Origin of the sequence: Rouxiella badensis (assembly GCF_026967515.2) — a bacterium.
GTDB lineage: Bacteria > Pseudomonadota > Gammaproteobacteria > Enterobacterales > Enterobacteriaceae > Rouxiella > Rouxiella badensis.
Genome location: NZ_CP114062.1, coordinates 1,027,975 through 1,049,538 on the forward strand (window position 1 = coordinate 1,027,975; position 21,564 = coordinate 1,049,538).

Below are 21,564 nucleotides of genomic sequence, written 5' to 3' on the forward strand. Positions count from 1 at the left end.
GAGAGGGTATCGGTGTGCCGGGCATGTGAGGGGATGAAAAAATCTGCAATGTAAATTTGAAGCATAAAATGAATCATTGTGAATTAACGGCCAAATGACCCCTCAAAGCAACTCGTAGTGCCTATATTGAATTTCAGGCACTACGAGTTGCATAACATCATTTACTTACAAGATAGATGCATGTTTTTGCTTCCTTCTTGACGCCATACACCCCACTCGCCACTGTTATTCGGCTTTTCACCCCGGGTCCACCAACCATTCAGCCATACTTTGCCGTTATAACTGACTTTAACGCAGGACTTAGTGTAGGTTTTCGCGCTATCCCAGGCCGGTATGTTGTTGTTCTCCTGTTTGGCAGGAACAATAATCGTATGTCGCAGAGTACGCGAGACCTTACCTGCAGCGGCCTGCACGCTGACGTTCAGCGTTTGGATGCGGTCGGTTTTCATGATGCTGAAAGATTGCTCAGTTTTGCCGTTGTTTGCGCCACTTGCTCCGCTTGGCAGTGTCCAAACGTATCCCGGTTTGCTGGTAGGCTGTGTACCGACATCGATATTCCCGGTGAAGAACACGCTGGAATCTTTATCTTGAGAAGTCATGCGCAGATTCAGGCTGTCCATAAATGCCTGGTCCTGATTCACTTGTTCATTCTCTTTCACTGAAACAGTTATCTGGCTGGTGGCTGTTTTACCCTCTTTACTCGTTACGGTGAGCAGGTAGGTGACTTCACCGCGAGTATTTGCTGGGATTAGGGCTCGTGCTTTAGCGCTTCTCACTTCCCTGACCCACAAACCTGCGTGTTTCTCCTGTAACCAGAAGGTACCCGCGCCTTTCAGGATGGTCCATTTATATGACACCGCATTCTGGCTAGCACTGGCATCCAGTTCGTAAGCCGTAGACAAGTATTTGGTTGGTGTGACGGTAAAATCGTCTCCGGCTACGGCAACTGGCGCTTGAGCTGCGTTTTTTGCAAAAAGATGTCCTACTGTTGCAGCAGGCATTGGGGCAACGCTGGCGGTGTGAATATCGCTCTGCGCTAACACATTTTGACCAAAATAGTCTGCGTTCAGCAAAGAAAGCTGGTTCTCATATTCATCCTTAAGTGTTTTCTCATCGGTTAAATAAGTCCAATCCCTATTGTCTACTTTTGCCGTAGGGAAGTACCAGAAAGGCTTACTTTTTAGTTTGAAATAATATTGATATTCCTCATAGTTGTAGACGGACCCCAGTTTTTCATTCTTGTTTGTGTCCCAGAGGTAAATTTTATCTACACCGAGTTTTTTCAGCTTCCACTGGGTATACATTTCCTCCATGTTTTTAGATGGACAGGCAATAATCATGGATTCGGGGTGCTTGCTGCTAGGCACATTGATGTGGAATTTATTCATATGGTTAGATTGTATACGTGTCCCTTCCAGCGCAAATTTCTCGGATTCACCGTTACGGTAAGCAACCTCGGCCCAACATTGCCCCGCTTTGACAGGCTCTGGCCGATAAATATAACCATAACTGCCCTGTAAGGCAGGATAAATATAACTTTCCAGCTCATCGCGCGGATCATAAAAGCCCACTAGCGTAGTCACAGGAACCCCAAATACCGATGGTTTGCGGCGCGGTAAGTCATTCGCTTCAACCATTTTCTTTTGTTTTTCATCCCACTTCAGATAACCAGAAGCAGAGGTTGGCGTAATGACCCCGGTTGACTCCAGCGATTGCTGAATGCGTTTTTGGGTATAGCCGGTGTGGAGGGTATAGCGAGAAAGTGGAGAACTGGCTACACCGCCGCCCATCGTGTCACTGTTGAAACGATAAATTCCTTTAAAAGGTGGAGTGGTATGGCCTTCTACAACCGCATCTCCGCTCCTATCCCAGAAAAAATTAGCAATAAAACGGTTTTGATTTTCGTCCCATCCCCAACCTGAGTTCTGATTGTGAGTGGCGTACTTCCCGCCCCCCGGATAGTGCCCCATTCCATAACCATGGCCGACTTCGTGACTAAACTCATTGCCGTCCGTGTCGTACACTGTGGCCATGCCATTACCGCCGCTAAATCCATGCTGTAGCTTGCCGTTACGGTATTGTCCCCAGGATTGATGAACAGCGACCTGATGAAAAAGGGCGGCTTGCCACTGGCGTTCGCCCTGAGAAGAGTTAATACCAAAATTGGCATTATTAATACCCATGGAGATAACACCTTTAGCAATATTTTCCCGCATATCACCATCGTAACCACTGCCTATATCCTCACTTTGTGAGGTATATTTTTTCCCGGTGGATAAAACGACTTCTTTTAAGTGAAGTGGTGAGTAGTTGCCAACAATTAATTGCGAAACCGGTATTTTCTGGAAATAATCACGCGCCATTTTCTCCGATTCTTTTTCTAATGCATTATCTTTCAGCGGTCCAGGAGCCGTTAGCATACCGATACGGATGTTTTGTAAAACAACCTGCGTTTCACCCCCGATATCGATTTTTTTTAGCCTGCTCTCACGTCCATTATCAGCAGAAAACTCCAGAGATAAACCCGGCTGGACCCAGTCGGCAGGCAGTCTCTGACTCCACGCTTCATCACTGTAAACTACGTCCGGCTTCTTGCTGTCAGCAGGGCGGTCAGATTTTGCTAACCGATCCGGGTCGTTCATCACTAGGCTACCCAGTAAGGCACCACTTTTGTCATACGCACGCAGGGTAATTCTCTTCATATTTTGTTGCTGCGGAATAAACATCACCAATGTGTCACGCGTGCTCGTGAGTCTTGGCATTTCTTGTTCACTGTTGCCACTCGCATCAATAGTATGGGTTTGGGCGAATTTCACACTACCAGAAAGCGCCCCTTCAACGTTGTTTTTTAAAGCGTTTTTATCAAGAAAGACATTAATGCTGGCCTGTGCTTGGTTAAAGACGATTACTGGGACAGAGGCGAGAGCAATCGCTATAGCTAGGTGGTTTAGTTTCATGTCAAATGTCTTTGTATTATTAAGGTTCTTCAATCGTAACCATTTGTTTCTTTTTGTAACATTGAGTTTTTCTGCTTTAAGATAAGATATATAAACTCACTGAATGGAATTCACGACTACTGGGTCGGAATCAACCTTGCTGATATAGAGAAAATACTTTTTCTTCCAGAGAAATAAGGGTAAATCGCTAAAATCGAGGGGTTCAGCGGATAACAACGCCTTCAACGGAGAGTCGGTTTTCAGGTCAATGGCGCTTATGATTGTGGCGATGATGAGGAAAGTGGGCGACTCACGGTGCTAATCGAGTTGCTAGTTGAGCTTGCTTCAGGGAATGCTGTGCACATAAAAAATCCGGGAAGACGCTCCCGGATTATCATGACCTCTGCGGGTCGATTGATTACTGTTGTGCAGCAATCACGTCCACGATGACCAACGGTTCTTTACCGCTGTTGGTCAGGCCGTGTGACTCGCCCTTGCGCACGATGGTAATATCGCCCGCTTTAACCGGATAATCGTTGCCGTCGGTGTCTTTAAAAGTGCCGGTGCCGGAGACGATGATATAGGCATCTTCATTGTCTTTATGCTTGTGATAGCCAATCGAGTCGCCGGGCTTGATGGTCAACCAGCTCAGTTCTTTAATAGCCTGATCGGGTTTTGCTTTATCACGAGTAAACGCAAAGGCAGCATCAACAGTGCCTTTACCGCCGCCCAATGCTTTCTTCTCCACTTTTTGCTGCTGTTCTTTGGTAATAACCTGCGCATTTGCCCAGGAGGCAGGTAATAAAGCAGCCATACACAGCAATGCAGTCGTTAATTTACGCATAAATTTCACCCCGTTATTTTTCAATCCATTGTCGCAGGCCATTATTTAAGATAATAATTATAGCCCGAATTTTTCGCAGTTCTTTATGCCAGAAAAAGGACGTTTCTTCATTATCAAAAAGTGATAAAAAAATCCCGTACGGAATTTACCACGTACGGGATTAATAAAATGATGAAGTCTAGGGTGAATTAACCTGGATAAATACCCCGGTCCTTACGTGCCATGAGAATGCGTTCGCAGGCCACGATATAGGCTGCGGTTCTCAGTGAACAGGATTTGTCTCTGGCTTTTTCCCAAACATGTACCATCGCGTCAGTCATGATTTTGTCCATCCGCGCGTTGATCTCTTCTTCGCTCCAGAAGAAGCTCGCCATATCCTGAACCCATTCGAAGTAGCTGACCGTTACCCCGCCTGCGTTACAGACGACGTCAGGCACGATAATGACGCCGCGCTCTGAAAGAATATCGTCCGCCTCAGGGAAGGTTGGGCCGTTTGCGCCTTCAAGCACCAGTTTGCACGAAAGCAGTTTGGCGCGTTCGAGGGTGATTTGCCCTTCGAGTGCGGCAGGAATCAAGATATCCATTGGCGTCGTCCAGAAGGCTTCGCTGTCGATTTCCTGTGCGCCTGGGAAGCCTGCAATCTGCTTGTGCTGAATCTGCCACTCACTTAATGCCGCCATATCAATACCCTGATCGTTAAACAGGGTCGCCGTATGGTCTTGGATAGCCACAATACGGGCGCCAATTTCGGCGAAAAGGCGTGCGGCTTCGCTGCCTACGTTACCGAAGCCCTGCACCGCAACGCGGGCACCTTCGGTCTCGATGCCAGCACGGCGCGCGACTTCACGTCCGGTCACAAAGACGCCACGGCCGGTGGCTTTTTCACGTCCCAGTGAGCCGCCAAGATGGATGGGTTTACCGGTCACGACGCCGGTAATTGTGGTGCCGTGATTCATGGAGTAGGTGTCCATAATCCAGGCCATAACCTTGCCGTTAGTGCCGACGTCGGGAGCCGGAATATCTTTCTGTGGCCCGATAATAATGCCGATTTCACTGGTGTAGCGGCGGGTGAGTCGCTCAAGTTCACCGTCTGACAGCGCGAAAGGATCGACACGAATACCGCCTTTAGCGCCGCCGTAAGGGAGGTTGACGGCCGCACACTTGATGGTCATCCAGGCGGAAAGGGCCATCACTTCATTGAGATCAACGTCCGGATGATAACGAATGCCGCCTTTACCCGGTCCGCGTGACAGGTTGTGCTGCACGCGATAACCCTCGAAATGGCGGATAGAACCGTCGTCCATTTGCAAAGGGATATCAACAATCAGTGCGCGTTTTGGATGACGCAGGGTGTCAATCCAGCGAGACAGGTCACCGAGGTAAGGGGCGACGCGATCGATTTGACGCAGGTAGGTAGTCCAGGGAGATGTACTGCTTTCTGACGCGTAGGATAACTTTTCCATAAAAAGCCTTTTTAAATAAAGTCATTTATTTTGTGAAGCTGCGGAAGAGAAGTGCAATTAACTGTGCGAAAGTGATTTTATCAGCTTTTAGAAAACTGTCTTTATTTGCGACAGAGGAAAAAGGTCTTTTTAGGCCCAAAACCTATTCATTAAATGAATAATTATACATAGTAGATAGCCCTATAGAGATGCTTATTTATGCATTTACTATTCAATTTGGTGCATAAAAAAGTTTTTTCCCTCAATTATCAGAACTTTGAAATGGGTCAAAAAGTGAATGGAAGGCTGTTTTTGTGTGTTGACTTTGTTAAAGTCCAAGGTCAGCATGCTTCCCTCAACCCGCCGCTCCATGGCTTTTCTGCAAGGGAAAGGAATTGCAATGACCCAAAAAAACACGGAACGGCAGGTTACCCCTGCCGATGAGCTTGATGCTCCTCAAGAACTTCAGCGTGGCTTGAGCGAGCGCCACATTCAAATGATCGCCCTCGGCGGTGCTATTGGTACCGGCCTTTTTATGGGCGCTGGCAAGAATATCGCCGTTTCCGGCACCTCGATTCTCATTATTTACATGCTGGTTGGCTTCTTCATGTACATGGTGATGCGGGCGATGGGGGAAGTCTTGCTCTCGAAGCTTGATTATCGTTCTTTCGCAGATTTTGTAGCAGATTATCTCGGCCCAAAGGCGAGCTTTTTTCTCGGCTGGTCGTACTGGCTGAGCTGGGTAGTCACCTGCATCGCCGACGTAGTGGTCTGTGGTGGCTACATGCAGTACTGGTTCCCACACATGTCGGCTTGGATCCCGGCGCTGTTTACGCTCGGCGTACTGTGTTTGTTCAACCTACTGTCGGTAAAAATGTTCGGTGAAGCCGAATTCTGGTTTGCGCTTATCAAAGTCGTGACCATTATTGCGCTGATCCTGACCGGTGGCTGGATGGTGGCAACCGGTTGGACCTCGCCGGACGGCGTCCGCGCTTCCGTGCACAACCTGACTGACCCTGCGGTGTTTATGCCCCACGGCATAGCCGGATTCCTGGCCGGTTTCCAAATCGCTATTTTCTCTTATACCGGTATTGAGCTGCTCGGTACGATGACCGCTGAGACCAAGAATCCTGAGAAAATCCTGCCAAGAGCGGTCAACGCGCTGCCGCTGCGTATCATCATTTTTTATATGCTGTCGATGACGGTGATTATCGCCGTGACCTCATGGGCGGCCATTTCTCCAGATGTCAGCCCGTTTGTGCTGCTGTTTGATAAAGCCGGTCTGCCGGCCGCCGCCGCCATTATCAACTTTGTCGCACTCACCTCGGCAATGTCCTCGGCCAACAGTGGTGTCTATTCAAGCACTCGCATGCTGTATGGCCTGTCGGTTGAGAAACATGCCCACTGGCAGTTCCGTATTCTTTCCAGAACAACGTCAATTCCGGTGCGCAGCCTGTTCTTTTCTTGTTTCTGCATGCTGAGCGGTACCTTACTGCTGTTCCTGGTGCCCAATGTTATGACCCTGTTCACCATCGTCTCTACGTTGGCCGCGATCCTGGTGATTTACAGCTGGGCAATGATTCTGGTGGCCTATCTGGTCTATCGTAAAAAACGTCCAGATTTACACGTAAAATCAACGTTTAAAATGCCAGCGGGTGTTCCAATGACCTGGCTTACGCTGTTGTTCTTTGCCTTTACTATTTTCATTATGCTGTTCGATCCGGACACGCTGGCCGCACTGTGCGTTTCACCGCTGTGGTTTGTGATGCTGTTTGTTTTCTGGAAAATGAAAGAGAAAAAGGCTCAGCACAAGAAGTCAGCCACTCAGCCAGCCAATATGGGGGCATAGCCTAGGCGCAGCCCTGTGTCACTAGCCAGTCTTCAAACGCCTGATGCAGCAAGGTCTTCTGCACACCGACCGGCGTAAGGGCATGATAGTGACATGGGGCAATGCGGATATCTGGAAACAGTGGCACTAAATTTCCGCGCACAATTTCCGCCGACAGCGTATTGACCGGTCCTAAGCCTATCCCAATTCCCTCCAGCATAGCGTGCAGCGAAACGTGAAAATGATCGTAACGGCGGGATCCATTCACCGGTGTTTTCTTCACCCCTGCGGCTTCCAGCCACTGATTCCAATGCCCCGGCCGCGTTAGCGTTTCTATTCTTGGGCAGGCAACAATATCCTCTACCGTCTTTATCGAATAACGCGCCAGCAAATCAGGCGAGGCCATCAGGCAATGAGTGTCCTGCAGAAAGGGGATTGCCGAATACTCGGTCATACTGGGTTCACGCCGTATCAGCAGGTCATAGTGACCGATAATATGCAGCTGTTCAGTATTGGCCGAGGATATCTGCAGGTTTGCCTGCGGATAGCGGCCATAAAAATCATCGAGGCGCGGCAGCAGCCATTTCAGGCTTAAAGTCGTGGGCACGCTGACGTTGAACACGTTATTTCGGCCACCGTTGCCGTAGCGCAAAGCAATATCAGACAGCGTATCCAAGGCGCCGCCCAACTCGCGCGCGAGGGTGAGGGCATAAGGTGTCGGCACCCGGCGTTGCCCTTGCTTGATAAACAAGTTAACGCCGAACCATTTTTCAACTACCTGAATATGTCGGCTGACCGCGCCATGAGTGATGTACAGCTCTTTGGCCGCCGCAGTATAACTGCCCGCATGGCAGGCGACGAAAAACGCGCTCAGCGCGGTCAGAGGGGGAAGAGAATGCACGATCGCTCCTTTTTACTCACAGTCCTGTGATGTTTTATCACGAGTCTGTGAATTTATTAATCGCTATCATCGCGCTTATCGTAATAAGAAAGGAGCGTATGGCGTGATGTATTTAATCATTGTGATGATAGGGATTGTGGCCGGTGTCATTAGCGGGATAGTAGGGACAGGGGCATCGATTATGCTGCTGCCGTCGCTGGCCTACACTTTTGGGCCAAAGGCGGCAATCCCGATAATGGCAATCGCGGCCATCATGGGAAATATTTCGCGCGTTTATCTCTGGCGCAAGGAGATTAATTTCAAGGCATTTTTTACCTATTCACTTCCCGGTATTCCGGCCGCCGTGCTGGGGGCAAATACGCTGTGGATAATGCCTGCCGCCTTATCGAACGTTTTTATCGGGCTTTTTTTCTTTCTGCTGGTTCCGCTGCGCTTCTGGGCAAGAGCGCGGGCGTTTACGCTCAACCTTTGGCAACTGGCGCTGGCCGGGGCGTTGGTAGGCTACCTTACCGGCGTGGTTTTCTCGACGGGTCCGCTGACTATCCCGATTTTTGCCGCTTACGGTCTGGCAAAAGGCGCGCTGCTCTCGACGGAAGCCGCGGCCTCGTTTGCCATCTATCTGGCTAAAGCCTCAACCTTTGGGGCGCTTGGCGCACTGCCTGCTCCGCTGTTGATAAGCGGCCTGCTGGTGGGGGTGACACTCGTGGCAGGTATGTACATTGGCAAGCGTTTTGTCATTAAAATGTCTGAAAAAACCTTTAATTACCTGATAGATGCCATGCTGATGTTGGCAGGAGGCTCACTGCTGTGGGACGCTCTGGCATCATAGCAGCGAATCAATTTCGGCCTTGCATTTCAGCAGGGCGGCGATGAGTGATGCAGACTCGTCTTCGAAACGCAGCGCTGGTACCGCCAGTGAAATAGCATAAAAATCACTGTGCCCGGTTTTGAAACAGACACCTATGCCGCAGACGCCGCGTGCGTGCTCTTCGATATCCAGCGCATAGCCCCTGCGTTGGGTTTGCGCAATGTCCTCAAGCAGCGCTTCACGCGTGGTCAGGGTCTGTCGGGTCCTGGCCTCAAGATTCAGCGAGACGGCTTTGAGCAGAAACTCGTCGGGCAGCTGCGCCAGGATGGCCTTGCCGAGGGCGGTACAGTGGGCCGGAAATGCTGTGCCAACGGCAGAAACCACCCGCAGCTCTTGATCCGATGCGTATTGATCCACGGAAATTGCATGCAGATTTCGATACACGCTGACGTCGACTGTTTCGCGCGTTCTTCTGCCCAGCGCCTCAACCGCCGGTCTGGCGATAGTCACAAAATCGGTATGCGCAGCGGCAGCCATGCGGGCCAGGGCCGGGCCAAGCTTGATGCCATCGTGAGCATTCTGAACCAGCTGCTGTGCCTCAAGCGCATTCACTAACCGGTGCACCGTCGTGCGCGGCAAATCGGTCTCTCTGGCCAACTGCGCCAGACTCATTCCCACGCGTGATTTTTCCAGCGCCCGCAGCACCTCGGCGGCGCGTGCGATGACCTGTTTGCCGTTCTTGTCCGACTCTTCCGACATCCCTGGATCCTTTATTTAAACGGGTGAATAACATCGATCTTCAATGTTGAGACGTTGACATTATCATAAATTGGCCTTAAAAGTGTGACCGTACAGTGGTTATATATTCCGTTTAACGGTCACTATTCATTTTTTAAGGATTAGCATGAAAACTCTGTCCAAAATGGGAGGGTTTACGCTGTTGGCTGTAGCCTGCCTGACCATCATGGTGGGCTGCGTGATTGTTCCGGGGCTGCCCTCGATAGCCCGACAGCTTGGGGTCGAACATGCCTCGGGTTGGCTGGTCACGCTGCCTTCGCTGGGCGTGGTTATCTTCGGGCCTCTTGCCGGACGTATCGCTCATCGCATCGGATTGTATCCTTCGCTGTGTTACGGACTGTTTTTCTATGGTCTTTTCGGCGCTGCGGGGGTATTTATGCACGGCACGGTGGCCGTGTTTGCCGACCGAATTCTGCTTGGAGGGGCGACGGCAATTGTGATGTCGACCGGTACAGGTATGATTTCAGTCTTCTTTCGCGGTGAGCAGAGAATGCAGATGATTGCCCGTCAGGGGATGTCTATCGAGCTTGGCGGCGTGATATTCCTGTTCATTGGCGGTTTGTTGGCAACCGCAGGTTGGCGCTGGCCGTTCTGCCTGTATCTGTTTGCCTGGATCCTGCTGGGGCTGGTCCTGGCCTTTGTGCCGAAAACCCCTGCCCACGGCGTGGCTGAGGAGGAAGGGGAAGCGACGCAAACACAGGCACCCCAGGCGATAAGGTTGACCTATCTGGCTGCGGTATTCTCGATGATTACCTTTTTCACCGCCATCATCCTGCTGCCTCTGCATTTCCATGCGCTGGGGATCACTGAGGCTCAAACAGGGTATTTTCTGTCGTTCGTGTCGCTGGTCGCGGTGTTTGCTGCCTGGCTGATGCCGAAACTGATTAAGCGATTTTCCGACTTTGGCACGCTCTGTGTTGCCTTTGCCTGTTATGGGGTCGCGCACCTGCTGTTTGCCTTTGCGCCTTCAATGCCGCTGTTTATATTGGGTGGGGTCGCGTTAGGCTGCGGATTTGGTTTCTCTATTCCGTTGGTTAATCATCTTATCGTTGAACTTTCAAGCCTGACACAGCGCGCCCACAACCTGGCGCGTCTTTCGATGGCTATCTTTCTCGGGCAGTTTCTCTCGGCGTTTATGGGCTATCTCTCACAGGATACCCGCACCCTATTTCTGGCGGCCGGGGTGTTCGCACTGGGAGTCTGCGGATTTTTTATCAGCCAGAAAAGACGCCTCGAAAACGCGAGAAAACCGCTGCCGTTAAGAGATTGAAGACGTGTTCTGATGATTTTTCCCTGAGAAATTGCTGAGGGAAAGCTGATTTTTCTCCTGAATAAAATCAATGAATGCCCTGAGCGGCGTCGGAGTCAAACGCCGGTCAGGGTAGTAAAGATAGGGGCCTGAAAAGCTGGGCCACCAGGGTTGAAGAAGCGGCTCCAGCTCGCCGTTCTCAAGCGATGGGCGCAGCCATTCCTCAAACAGCTGAATAATGCCACCGCCCGCAATGGCGGTGGCGACCGCCAGGTCAACCGCGGCACCAATGCTAACCACCAATTGCCCACTGGGCTGAATCCGCACTACCTCACCGTCGCGCTCGAACTCCCACTCGGGGATGACGCCGCTCGCAAAACGGCCGCGTATACAGCGATGTTTCAACAGTTCGCTGGGGTGCTCAGGCCGTCCGTGACGTGCAAGATACTGCGGCGAAGCGGCCACGGCAAAACGCTGGCGACGAGCGCCAATGGGCAGGGCGATGACGTCCTGCTCCAGGCATTCGTCATAACGGATACCGGCGTCACAGCCTTCGCGAAAGACGTCCTGCACGTTGCTTTCTGCCACCACTTCCAGCTGAATGTCGGGGTAACGCGCCAAAAACTCGGGCACCAGCGTCGGGAGCACTAGCCGCGCGGCGCTGACCGGCACGTTGAGGCGCAGTGTGCCCGCAGGCGTGTCGCGATAGCGATTGATGATGTCCAGCGCGGCGTCTACTTCGGTCATGGCCGGCATCAGCCTTTCCATCAGCGCTCTACCCACTTCGGTCAGCGCCACGGTGCGCGTGGTGCGATGAAACAGGCGCACCCCCAGCTGCTGCTCGGCCCGTCGAACGGAATCACTCAGCCTTGAAGCGTTGCTGCCGGTAACGCGTGCCGCCTCACGAAATCCTCCCGCCTTGGCCACCGCGACCACCGCGTGAAGCAGGGCTATATCCAACTGCATTGTCCGCCATCCCGTACAGTTTGTCGTTATTTAGCCTAATAGTTGCACAGTAATAATACCGATACAATTACTGTGTCACTCACTCAGGAGGTGTTTCATGTCTACAGCAACATTGACTTATCAACTCGGCGACCGCCAGGTTCCACGTATGGGCTATGGCGCGATGCAACTGGCCGGGAAAGGCGTATTTGGCCCCCCAGCCGATGAGGCGCGAGCGCTTCAGGTGTTGCGCGATGCCATTGAGTCCGGCGTACGTCACATCGATACCAGCGATTTTTACGGGCCACACATCACTAATCAGCTGATTAAAAAGGCGTTACACCCTTATCCGCACGACCTGTGTATCGTCACTAAAGTGGGGGCGGTGCGCAACAGCAAAGGGGGGTGGCTGCCGGCGTTCAGCGCCGAGGATCTTACCCGCGCCGTCGAGGACAACCTGCGTAATCTGGGGTTGGAGGTGCTGGATGTGGTGAATCTTCGCAGCATGTATGACGTTCATCAACCGGCGGAGGGGACGCTGGATGAACAGCTCGAAGCGCTGGCTGCCCTGCGGGACAAAGGCCTGATTCGTCATATCGGTCTGAGCAACGTCACGGCAAAACAGGTCGTCGATGCACAAAAAATCACCCCAATTGCCTGCGTTCAGAACCTTTACAACCTGGTAAATCGTAAGGATGAAGCATTGATTGACCAGCTTGCGGTGCAGGAGATTGCCTACGTGCCTTTCTTCCCGCTGGGAGGCTTTACGCCTTTGCAAAATAACCGCTTGAATGAGGTTGCTCAGTCGCTTGGGGCAACCTCGATGCAGGTTGCACTCGCCTGGCTGCTACAACGCTCGCCCAATATCCTGCTTATCCCGGGAACCTCTTCTCCGCAGCATTTGCAGGAAAATTTGGCCGCCGCCGAGCTGAAAATTCCAGCAGAAGCCCTGGAAACGCTCAATCAGATTGGCGCGGCGCAATAACACGTTAAGGCGGTTTATGGACCTCGCGATTTGCTAGGGTACTGTTGTTAATGTCTTATCCACGATGGGCATGCAATAGCCTCAACAGGAGATCGCGAGTGAAATACAGTTGGCAGAAAGAAGGCTTAACCGCCGATCAAAAAGCAGAAATTGTACTGAACCAGATGACCGAAGAGGAGAAGTTTGCCTGGCTCTCAGGGCCGATGGCTATCCCGCTTGGCGGTGAGTCTATCCCAGACGGTGCGATAGGTTCTGCTGCCTATTATCCTGCTATTCCCCGCCTGGGTATTCCTGCTATGCAACAGAGCGACGCCAGCCTTGGCGTCAGCGCGCTGGGTAATATTCGCCCGGGCGATAACGCCACGGCGCTCGCTTCGGGACTGCTTCTTGCTTCAACCTTTAATCGCCAAATGGCTGAGGAAACGGGGACTCTGGTGGGCCGCGAGGCATTCGCTAAAGGTTTTAACGTGCAGCTTGCCGGGGGAGCCAACCTGGTGCGCGAGCCGCGAGGAGGGCGGAATTTTGAATATCTCTCCGAAGACCCGCTGTTAACCGGCGTCATGGCCGGACACTCCGTGCGCGGCATTCAGTCGCAGCACGTGGTTTCAACGGTCAAGCATTTTGCCGTTAATGCCCAGGAAACCGGCCGCGTGGTGGTGAGTTCTGACCTCAGCGAGGCCGCACTGCGTGAGTCTGACCTGCTGGCTTTCGAGATTGCCAATGCGATTGGCAAGCCGGGAGCGGTGATGCCCGGTTACAACCTAGTGAATGGCGAATGGGCGTCGGAAAATGAATTTTTATTAAACCAGGTGCTGAAGGGCGATTGGCAGTATCCCGGTTGGGTGATGTCCGATTGGGGAGCGACCCACTCGGCGGCGAAGGCTGCGCTGGCCGGGTTGGACGTACAGTCTGGTGCCAATCTCGACCGGCAGGTTTGGTTCGGGCAGCCGCTGAAGGAGGCGGTCGAGTCAGGTGAGGTTCCGCAAAAACGCATCAATGACATGGTGCGCCGTATTCTGCGCAGCCTTTTCTCGGTGGGTGCAGTCGAAAATCCAGCCACTCGCTACGGTGATATCGATTATATGGCGCACCGGCTTATCGCGCAGCGCGAGGCGGAGCAGGGCATAGTGCTGCTGAAAAATCGGGCACAAACTTTGCCACTGAGAAAAGGCGCTAACAGGCTGCTGGTGGTCGGGGCGCATGCCGACCACGGCGTGCTGTGTGGGGGAGGGTCATCGGCGGTCACGCCGGTCGGCTGCCTGAGCCTGCCGGGTATTGATTTCATGGGGATTAAAACCGAAAAAGTTTATCATCCGTCTTCCCCTCTGTGGGCGATCCGCGCCGAGTCGTACGCTGCTGAGGTGGTTTTTTCCAGCGGTGAAGATATTAGCAAAACCGCGCAACAGGCGCGCGAGGCGGATGCGGTCATTGTATTTGCCGACGAATGGCGATCAGAGGCGCTGGACGCGCAGGGATTGGGGCTTGAAGAGGCCCAGAACCGGCTCATCGAGGCACTGGCCGCGGTGAATGCCCAGACGGTAGTGGTGCTGGAAACCGGCGGACCTGTCACGTTACCCTGGCTCGATGAGGTTGCTGCGGTGTTAGAGGCGTGGTACCCCGGGTCGGGAGGCGGTGAGGCGATTGCCGGTGTGCTGTTTGGTCGCGTTAATCCCTCCGGGCGTCTGCCCGTGACTTTCCCGGCCAGCGAAGCGCAGTTGCCGCATCCTAAACAAGTCAATCCTGAAAGCACCACATCGCTACCCGGAAGCCCGGTAAAGGGAGGGATAATTCACATTGACTATAACGTGGAAGGTTCTGACGTCGGCTATCGTTGGTTTGAGCGCACCGCGCAGAAACCGCTTTTCCCCTTTGGGTTCGGCCTTTCTTATACCACCTTCGAGCTCAGCCATTTAGCGGCTGTCGAAGAGGCATCAGGGGTGATTGATGCCCGTTTAACGGTGACCAATACCGGTCATTGCGCCGGTGCCGAGGTCGTACAGCTCTATATTCAACCGACCGATAAACGCTACGCTGCGCGTCTTGTCGCCTTCGAACGCGTTCATCTCGAGCCGGGAGAAAGCCGCGAGATAGCGCTTCAGCTTGAGTCTAAGGCCATTGCCAACTGGCACAGTGAAGAGCAAAAATGGGTTATTGCGCAGCAAACCTACCGCCTGTACGCCGCCAGAAACGCGGAAGAGTTTGTGCTGTATTGTGATCTCCCTCTTCAGGGACGCAGTTTCGGCTATTAAACGTATTGGCACCTAGGGACGGGTGCCAAAATCATTTTGTCATCAAGTTAGGGTAAAACGCCTTCGTCTGCCAGCAACCCGTTACAGGGTGGCCCAGGAAGCTTGACGTTTTCTCAAAGCCTAATCGACGTTCTCTGCGGTCATAATCTTGAATTCAACCTTGCCGTCTGAATAGGTGTCCGGCAGTAAGCCTTCTTCCAGTCCCTGTAGCAGCAGACTTAAACCAAGCTGAGCGTGCTGCCGGGCGTTCTGGTCCAGCGTGAAGGACAAAATATTCTCTTCGAGCAAACGCCGCGTGAGGTCATAGAGCTCGTGAGTAATATACAGGCATTTCCCCTGCAATTTGTGTCTTGCCAGCGCCTCGCTCACCTCGGCGTTGACGTCACCGGTGTTATAGATACCGACAATATTTTTAGACTGCGCCAGCGTCTGTTCAAGCAGCCGACGCAGAGTCTCGGGATGGTCCTGTCCGGCCAGGACTTCGGTGAGTCGAATGTGCGGCGCCCTGTGCTGCAAAACTTCCTTGAAGCCTTCGATACGCTGGCGGTGAGCGCTAAAATCGACGCGTCCGCTGACCATCATGACTTCTCCGGGCTGATGAAGCATCTTGGCCATCAATAATCCCGCTGTGCGCCCGGCCTGAAGTTGATTAATTCCCACATGGCACAGGCGCTGTGATTCGGGCAGATCGGTGACCAGCGTAATAACCGGCAAACCTTTATTCTTGCAATGCTCGAGCGCCTTATAAACGGCGGGATGATTTTGGGCAAAAATAATCAAACCATTTCTTTTATGGCTCGAGGTAATAATATGCTGAGCCAACTTCTCTGGCTGCGATTCAGAAATAAGCGTTCGGTGTAATGTGAGGCGTTGATAGCCCAGAGCATTGGCGACCTCTCTAAAATCCACGGCCAGCTTCTTAAAAAAATAAGTATCATTTGAACTTAAGATAACTTCTATTTGCCAGGGACTTCTTCGTTCTTCGGGTAGCGTGCGGTTTAATCCTGCCTCTTTTGCGGCTTTTAAAACTTTGCGTGTTGTTTCTGGAGAGACGCCACCGCGTTCATTTAATACTCTGTCTACTGTCGCTATACCAACGCCGGCCATTTTTGCCAGCGTTTCGAGGGTAAGCTTTTTCATACCGGCTTCCTTGAGAGAAGAGACAACCTTTTAGCGCAGTTTAACCCGCGAGCGGTGTTTGGCAACACGGTTGTCGCGCCATCAGCATGTTTTTTTATCTGGAACGCTAAGTGAACAGCAAGCGCATTTTATGTTGTAAAATTGTTTATAAATGATGGGAAACCATCAAACCAAAAGTACCACCACTCTTCAAATGGGTTTACTATTCGCCCGATTACATTTGTTTTGTGAATCAATATAGTAAAAGTATTCCGCTAAAGATATGAGTGCAGGGCTTAACAACAGGATTATATTCAAAACGACGTAAATTAATCAGTGCTAAGCAATAATAAATACCTCAAAGCGTTTATTTAAAAATGCTCGGATTCCCATTGCTTAAAACTTGACGATTAATGAGAAGCATAATCATTTACTAATGGGTTCGGTTTTTCTGTCATGTCTCTATATCAAGAATAGCCATTCTCTTTTTATTCCTAAGTGTCGTTTTTATTACTCTCTGGACAGTGCAGTAATAACTTATTTGAGCAGGGGAAATTCATGAAACGCAGAGAATTTTTATCGTCTATTGCCGTTTTGGGCGTGACGTCAACGATTCCGTTGGCCAGTGCGCAGGAAGTCAAAGGCGGTCAACCGTGGGAACCGGGCAAGGTAGACACCCGACCTCTCGCTCAGCCACGGAAAGGGGGGGTGCAGTATCTTACGCAGCACGAGTTCGATACCGTCGGTGCGATTGCCGAACGCTTTATCCCGGCCGACGAGATGAGCATTAGCGGCAAAGAGGCCGGTTGCGCCATTTTCGTTGACCGCCAACTTGCCGGGGATTTTGGTCAGGCAAGCAGCACCTACCGCCTTGGCCGTTTCGTCAAGGGCACGCCGGAACAGGGGCCGCAAGAGGCGAAAACGCCAGCGGAACGTTATCGCGTCGGCCTGGCTGCGCTGGACAAGACCCTCCAAAAACAGTTTGGCAAGAATTTCGTCGACCTGAGCGGTGACCAGCAGGACCAGATATTGCACGCAATGGAAGCAGGCAAGCTCGATTTGGGACCAGATGTGGAAACCAAAGTTTTCTTCGAACTTTTATTGCAGAACGTGCGCGAAGGCTTTTTATCCGACCCGATTTACGGCGGAAACAAAGATATGGCGAGCTGGAAAATGATTGGTTTCCCAGGTGCGCGCTATGACTTCCGCGATCTGCTGAGCAAGAAAGGTCAGAAGTTAAACATTATTCCAACCAGCCTGATTGATAACACTCTTTAAGCTGGAATTCTGAAGCGATTGAGCAACAACGAGTCCTAATATGAAAAATATCCGTCCAAAAGCTGACGTTGTCGTCGTCGGACTGGGCTGGTGTGGGTCCCTGATAGCCGAAGAGCTGACCCGCGCAGGCCTTAACGTGGTCGCCGTTGAGCGTGGCCCATGGTTTGAAACCGCCACCGATTTCCCACCTTCCATTGATACCGATGAGCTGCGCTGGGATACCCGCCGCAGCATGCTGCTCCCGCCTGCCGTTGAAACCACAACCTTCCGTAACAACAGAACCCAAAAAGCGCTGCCTTCCCGCGACTGGAACCTGAACGAGATGGGTTACAACGTGGGCGGTTCTGGCACGCACTGGGCGGGCATGGCCTGGCGCTTCACGCCGTTTGACCTTCAACCCTACACGCAAACGGTTCAGCGTTACGGTAAACAACAGATAGTCAAAGGGCTTATCCTGCAGGACTGGGGGGTGACTTATGAAGAGCTGGAGCCTTTCTATGACCGTTTTGAAAAAATTGCCGGTGTTTCCGGTAAAGCGGGCAAGCTCAACGGTAAGGTTATCGAAGACGGTAACCCGTTTGAAGGCAACCGCAGCAGCGAATATCCGCTGCCGCCGCTTGAAGGCATGCGCCTGACCGACCTGTTCCGCGATGCGGCCAAGTCACTCGGGCAGCATCCGTTTATGGTTCCGGCGGGGCAGGCTTCCAAAGCCTACGTTAACCCGCTTGGCGTGCGCATGGGTCCTTGCACCTACTGCGGTTACTGCCTTTATTACGGCTGCGGCAACTTCTCCAAATCTAGCCCGAACGCCTGCGTGGTGCCGGCCCTGATGCAGCGCGAAAACTTTACCGTGCTGACCGAGTCTGCCGTCACCCGCATCAATAAGGCTGAAGACGGTAAAACCGTGACCGGCGTGACCTACATCGATCGCAACGGTCAGGAGTGGGAACAACCGGCCGATATCGTCGTGCTTTCTGCCTTCCAGATGCAAAACGTGCGTATGCTGCTGCTTTCCAAAATCGGCAAACCTTACGATCCGGTGACCAAAACCGGCGTCGTCGGCCGCGCCTACAGTTTCCAGACCGTTTCTGGCGCTAACCTGTTCTTTGAAGACGAATACCTCAATCAGTTTATCGGGGCCGGGGCGCTCTCGCAGCAGGTTGACGACTGGAACGGCGATAACTTCGACCATACCGGAAAAGGCTTCATCGGCGGGGCAGGTATTTTGGTGGTTGCCCGCGGCGCTCGGCCAATCGGTAACGCCGATGCACTGCCTCCGGGTACGCCACGCTGGGGTAAAGACTGGAAGAAAGCCTACACCCACGCCTTCCAGAACGGGACCTTCATCTTTGGGCAGGGCACCAGCTACTCGCACGAAGATTACTATCTCGATCTCGACCCAGAGTACAAAGACGCCAACGGCAATCCGCTGCTGCGCGTGACCTACGACTACAACGAGAACGATCGCCGTTCTGCCAAGTTCGTTGAGGACAGAAGCGTCGAGATAGGCAAGGCGATGGGCGCGAAACTGGTCATCGGGACCAACGCCACCAACACCTCCTATTCGCCATACAGTTTTGCCAGTGACCACACCATTGGGGGGGCAGTCATGGGTGAAGACCCAAAAACCAGCGTGCTCAACCGTTATCAACAAAGCTGGGATGCCCATAACCTCTTCGTATTGGGCGCATCGTCGTTCCCGAACAACGCCGGGTACAACCCGACCGGAACGATTGGTGCACTGAGTCTGTGGACGGCGAAAGCCATCATCGAACAGTATCTGAAAAACCCTGGCCCATTGGTAAAGGTATGATATGAAAAAGATTAAAGTAGTCGGCGGCGTCGTCGTCATCGCCGCCGTTGTGGCGGGCGTTTTACTGTATCAAAATGGCAGCACGGCGGCGGACAACGTCGCCGACAACAAGACCCAGATGAAGCAGCCGTTAACCGCTGCCGATGCAGCCGCGATTAGCCGTGGCCGTTATGTCGCGGTCGCCGGCGACTGTGTGGCCTGTCATACCGCGCCTGGCAGCAAAGAGGCCTTTGCGGGCGGCTATTCAATAAGCACACCGTTTGGCGGCATTTTTGCCAGCAACATTACTCCGGACGCAGAGACCGGTATCGGTAACTGGACCGAGCGCGAGTTTTACCGTGCCGTGAGACACGGCAAGGGTATCGACGGAGAAAATCTTTATCCGGCAATGCCTTATAATGCCTACGTCAAGGTCAGCGATGAGGATATGCACGACCTGTGGATGTATATGCGTTCGGTGAAACCGGTAAACAACAAGGTGCCGGAAACCCAACTGCCGTTCCCGTACAACATCCGCATGGCGATGATGGGCTGGAATCTGCTGTTCTTCAAAAACGAAGGCTTCAAGCCGGATATGTCGAAGTCGGCCGAGTACAATCGCGGTGCGTATTTGGTCGAAGGTCTTGAGCACTGTGCGGCCTGTCATACGCCGAAAAATATCATCGGCGGGGATACCGGAGCTTATTTGCAGGGCAGCAATCTCGGCGAGTGGTATGCGCCAGAGATCACCAGCAATACGTATACCGGTATTGGTAACTGGTCGGAAGATCAGGTGGTGCAGTATCTGAAATTGGGCAGCAACCATGTTGCTGTGGCATCGGGCCCAATGGCCGAGGCCGTGACCAACTCCACCCAGCACCTGACTGACGCCGACTTGCACGCCATCGCCAGCTATATCAAGGCTCAGCCGGGTTCGGACAACAAAAAACCGACCCCACTGGCGGCGGATAATGCGCAGATGAAGATCGGTGCTAATGTGTATGAGGCCAACTGTTCGGCCTGTCACAACAGCAATGGGCAAGGCATATCGCATCTTGCGGCGGGACTGGCCAATAACCCGGCCATCATGTCGCCTGACGCCTCGTCTATCTTGACCACTGTCTTGCAGGGCGGTCGTGGCGCAGTGACCGAGGGCAATCCAACCAGCGGTGCAATGCCAAGTTTTGCGTGGAAACTGTCTGACGAGCAGACCGCGGCAGTGGCGACCTATATTCGCAACTCATGGGGCAATGCGGCGTCGGCTGTGCCTGCCAGCGAGGCAAGCAAGACTCGTCAACTGCTGAAACTGCAACCGCAGCTGCAGATGAAATAAGCCTCTAAAGTCGATGACCCAGATTACGCCACGTTGGGCAATCTGGGTCATCGATGAAATGTTCCTGCCGATTTAACCTGATATCGTTGAACGAACCTGGCTTAGCCGGTATAGCGGGTCATGTTCTCGCGGCATTCCGTCGCAATCTCATACAGGTCATATTCCCAGCGGTTTGGGCTAAACAGCTCGGCCGACCATAGCCCGTCATATCCGGTCGCTTTCACTGCATCAGTCCAGGCCTGAATATCAATTTCACCTTCGCCCGGCATGTAATTGCGCAGCACCATCTGGTCCCAGGCTTCGCCGGGTTTAGGCAGGCGGCCGTCGCAGAAATGGACGCCGTAGATCAGGTTTTTATCAAGACGCGCGATATCTTCAGGCTTGGATCCGGAGGCATAAAGATGCCAGAAGTCGATGACCATACCGACGTTATCGCGGCCAACGCGACGAATGACCTCAAGCCCTTGTTCAAGAGTGCGGAATTTGGTGAAAGCAATGACCTCAATCTGATAGCGAACGCCGTACTCCTGGCCAATTTTGGCAATGGCATCGACGTTCTCAGTGATGATGTCCATCACCGTCTCATCGGGTTTATCGTCAATGCCGTCCAGCGCCAGAATCTGCACCGTCGGGCACTCGAGCTCGGCTGCCGCACGAGTCAGTCGGGTCGCCTCCTTGAGCATGGTCTGCTTGGCCTCGCCCTGATAACGTTCGATTTCCAGCAACGCATTAACGCAGCCGACCGACAGGCCATAACTGTCAGATATCTTCTTGAGTTTTTGCGTGGTGCCGCCGTTATCGAGATAACGCACCAGCTTACTGCTGAGCAGTTCAAGGCTGTCGTAACCGGTCTCTTTGGCAATTCGAGCGTCGGTCACAATGTTGCAATAATGGGTTGAGATTCCGTGTAGGGCTTTTTGCATCGGGTACTCCTTGTCTCTTTATGATTATGTTTAGAAGTAATGGGGTACAAAGCTCGAAATGGCCATTTAATCGCTACCATGCTAATCTTTTAGAATAAAAGTTTCAATTTTATATAAATGGAATTTTTGATTGT

Annotated in this window: 16 protein-coding genes; 8 read left to right on the forward strand and 8 right to left on the reverse strand. The window is 52.4% G+C overall.

Features of this window, described 5'->3' with window-relative positions; all coding sequences use genetic code 11:
- Positions 1 to 161 precede the first annotated feature (161 nt).
- From O1V65_RS04920 to O1V65_RS04930, 3 genes are all read right to left on the reverse strand, one after another.
- Positions 162 to 2,957, reverse strand: a complete 2,796-nt coding sequence (locus O1V65_RS04920; RefSeq protein ID WP_165429179.1) for a M66 family metalloprotease — start codon at positions 2,955 to 2,957, stop codon at positions 162 to 164.
- Between the two features lie 397 nt (positions 2,958 to 3,354).
- The gene (locus O1V65_RS04925; RefSeq protein ID WP_192503832.1) at positions 3,355 to 3,780 is read right to left on the reverse strand and encodes a cupin domain-containing protein; all 426 of its coding nucleotides are present in this window, start codon (positions 3,778 to 3,780) and stop codon (positions 3,355 to 3,357) included.
- Between the two features lie 188 nt (positions 3,781 to 3,968).
- A complete protein-coding gene (locus tag O1V65_RS04930; protein WP_017492036.1) occupies positions 3,969 to 5,243 on the reverse strand; it encodes a Glu/Leu/Phe/Val family dehydrogenase in 1,275 nt (424 codons plus the stop codon).
- Between the two features lie 379 nt (positions 5,244 to 5,622).
- Between O1V65_RS04930 and O1V65_RS04935 the strand changes: the two genes are divergently transcribed.
- On the forward strand, positions 5,623 to 7,071 hold the full coding sequence (locus O1V65_RS04935; RefSeq protein WP_017492038.1) for an amino acid permease: 1,449 nt from the start codon (positions 5,623 to 5,625) through the stop codon (positions 7,069 to 7,071).
- Between the two features lies 1 nt (position 7,072).
- Here the strand turns inward: O1V65_RS04935 and O1V65_RS04940 are convergent, their stop codons facing one another.
- Complete coding sequence (locus O1V65_RS04940) at positions 7,073 to 7,951, reverse strand: LysR substrate-binding domain-containing protein (RefSeq protein WP_017492039.1); 879 nt, start codon at positions 7,949 to 7,951, stop codon at positions 7,073 to 7,075.
- Positions 7,952 to 8,057: 106 nt separating this feature from the next.
- Here O1V65_RS04940 and O1V65_RS04945 point away from each other — a divergent pair, with 106 nt between their 5' ends.
- Positions 8,058 to 8,780 carry a sulfite exporter TauE/SafE family protein gene (locus tag O1V65_RS04945; protein WP_165429983.1) on the forward strand — a complete coding sequence of 241 codons (723 nt, stop codon included), beginning with the start codon at positions 8,058 to 8,060 and terminating at the stop codon, positions 8,778 to 8,780.
- Here O1V65_RS04945 and O1V65_RS04950 read toward each other — a convergent pair.
- Positions 8,775 to 9,518 (reverse strand): IclR family transcriptional regulator, encoded by a 744-nt coding sequence (locus tag O1V65_RS04950; RefSeq protein ID WP_017492041.1) that lies wholly within the window; start codon positions 9,516 to 9,518, stop codon positions 8,775 to 8,777. The two genes, O1V65_RS04945 and O1V65_RS04950, sit on opposite strands and share 6 nt — an antisense overlap.
- 145 nt (positions 9,519 to 9,663) lie before the next feature.
- On the opposite strand from O1V65_RS04950, the gene O1V65_RS04955 reads away from it, so the two are divergent.
- Positions 9,664 to 10,827, forward strand: coding sequence for an MFS transporter (locus O1V65_RS04955; protein WP_227953054.1), 1,164 nt, complete (start codon positions 9,664 to 9,666; stop codon positions 10,825 to 10,827).
- Here O1V65_RS04955 and O1V65_RS04960 read toward each other — a convergent pair.
- Positions 10,816 to 11,772 carry a LysR family transcriptional regulator gene (locus O1V65_RS04960; RefSeq protein ID WP_017492043.1) on the reverse strand — a complete coding sequence of 319 codons (957 nt, stop codon included), beginning with the start codon at positions 11,770 to 11,772 and terminating at the stop codon, positions 10,816 to 10,818. The genes O1V65_RS04955 and O1V65_RS04960 overlap by 12 nt on opposite strands.
- Positions 11,773 to 11,869: 97 nt before the next feature.
- Between O1V65_RS04960 and O1V65_RS04965 the strand changes: the two genes are divergently transcribed.
- Positions 11,870 to 12,736 carry an aldo/keto reductase family oxidoreductase gene (locus tag O1V65_RS04965; protein WP_017492044.1) on the forward strand — a complete coding sequence of 289 codons (867 nt, stop codon included), beginning with the start codon at positions 11,870 to 11,872 and terminating at the stop codon, positions 12,734 to 12,736.
- 98 nt (positions 12,737 to 12,834) lie between these two features.
- Positions 12,835 to 14,985 (forward strand): beta-glucosidase family protein, encoded by a 2,151-nt coding sequence (locus O1V65_RS04970; protein WP_084912248.1) that lies wholly within the window; start codon positions 12,835 to 12,837, stop codon positions 14,983 to 14,985.
- A 120-nt stretch (positions 14,986 to 15,105) separates the two neighbouring features.
- Here O1V65_RS04970 and O1V65_RS04975 read toward each other — a convergent pair whose 3' ends face one another.
- On the reverse strand, positions 15,106 to 16,125 hold the full coding sequence (locus O1V65_RS04975; RefSeq protein WP_017492046.1) for a LacI family DNA-binding transcriptional regulator: 1,020 nt from the start codon (positions 16,123 to 16,125) through the stop codon (positions 15,106 to 15,108).
- A 537-nt stretch (positions 16,126 to 16,662) separates the two neighbouring features.
- On the opposite strand from O1V65_RS04975, the gene O1V65_RS04980 reads away from it, so the two are divergent.
- The 3 genes from O1V65_RS04980 to O1V65_RS04990 are packed head-to-tail and all read left to right on the forward strand — an operon-like array spanning position 16,663 to position 20,507.
- The gene (locus tag O1V65_RS04980) at positions 16,663 to 17,382 is read left to right on the forward strand and encodes a gluconate 2-dehydrogenase subunit 3 family protein (protein WP_017492047.1); all 720 of its coding nucleotides are present in this window, start codon (positions 16,663 to 16,665) and stop codon (positions 17,380 to 17,382) included.
- Between the two features lie 40 nt (positions 17,383 to 17,422).
- Positions 17,423 to 19,195, forward strand: a complete 1,773-nt coding sequence (locus O1V65_RS04985; protein WP_017492048.1) for a GMC family oxidoreductase — start codon at positions 17,423 to 17,425, stop codon at positions 19,193 to 19,195.
- A 1-nt stretch (position 19,196) separates the two neighbouring features.
- The gene (locus O1V65_RS04990; RefSeq protein ID WP_017492049.1) at positions 19,197 to 20,507 is read left to right on the forward strand and encodes a c-type cytochrome; all 1,311 of its coding nucleotides are present in this window, start codon (positions 19,197 to 19,199) and stop codon (positions 20,505 to 20,507) included.
- 101 nt (positions 20,508 to 20,608) lie between these two features.
- On the opposite strand, the gene O1V65_RS04995 is transcribed toward O1V65_RS04990, so the two are convergent.
- A complete protein-coding gene (locus O1V65_RS04995; RefSeq protein ID WP_017492050.1) occupies positions 20,609 to 21,430 on the reverse strand; it encodes a sugar phosphate isomerase/epimerase family protein in 822 nt (273 codons plus the stop codon).
- Positions 21,431 to 21,564: the final 134 nt, after the last annotated feature.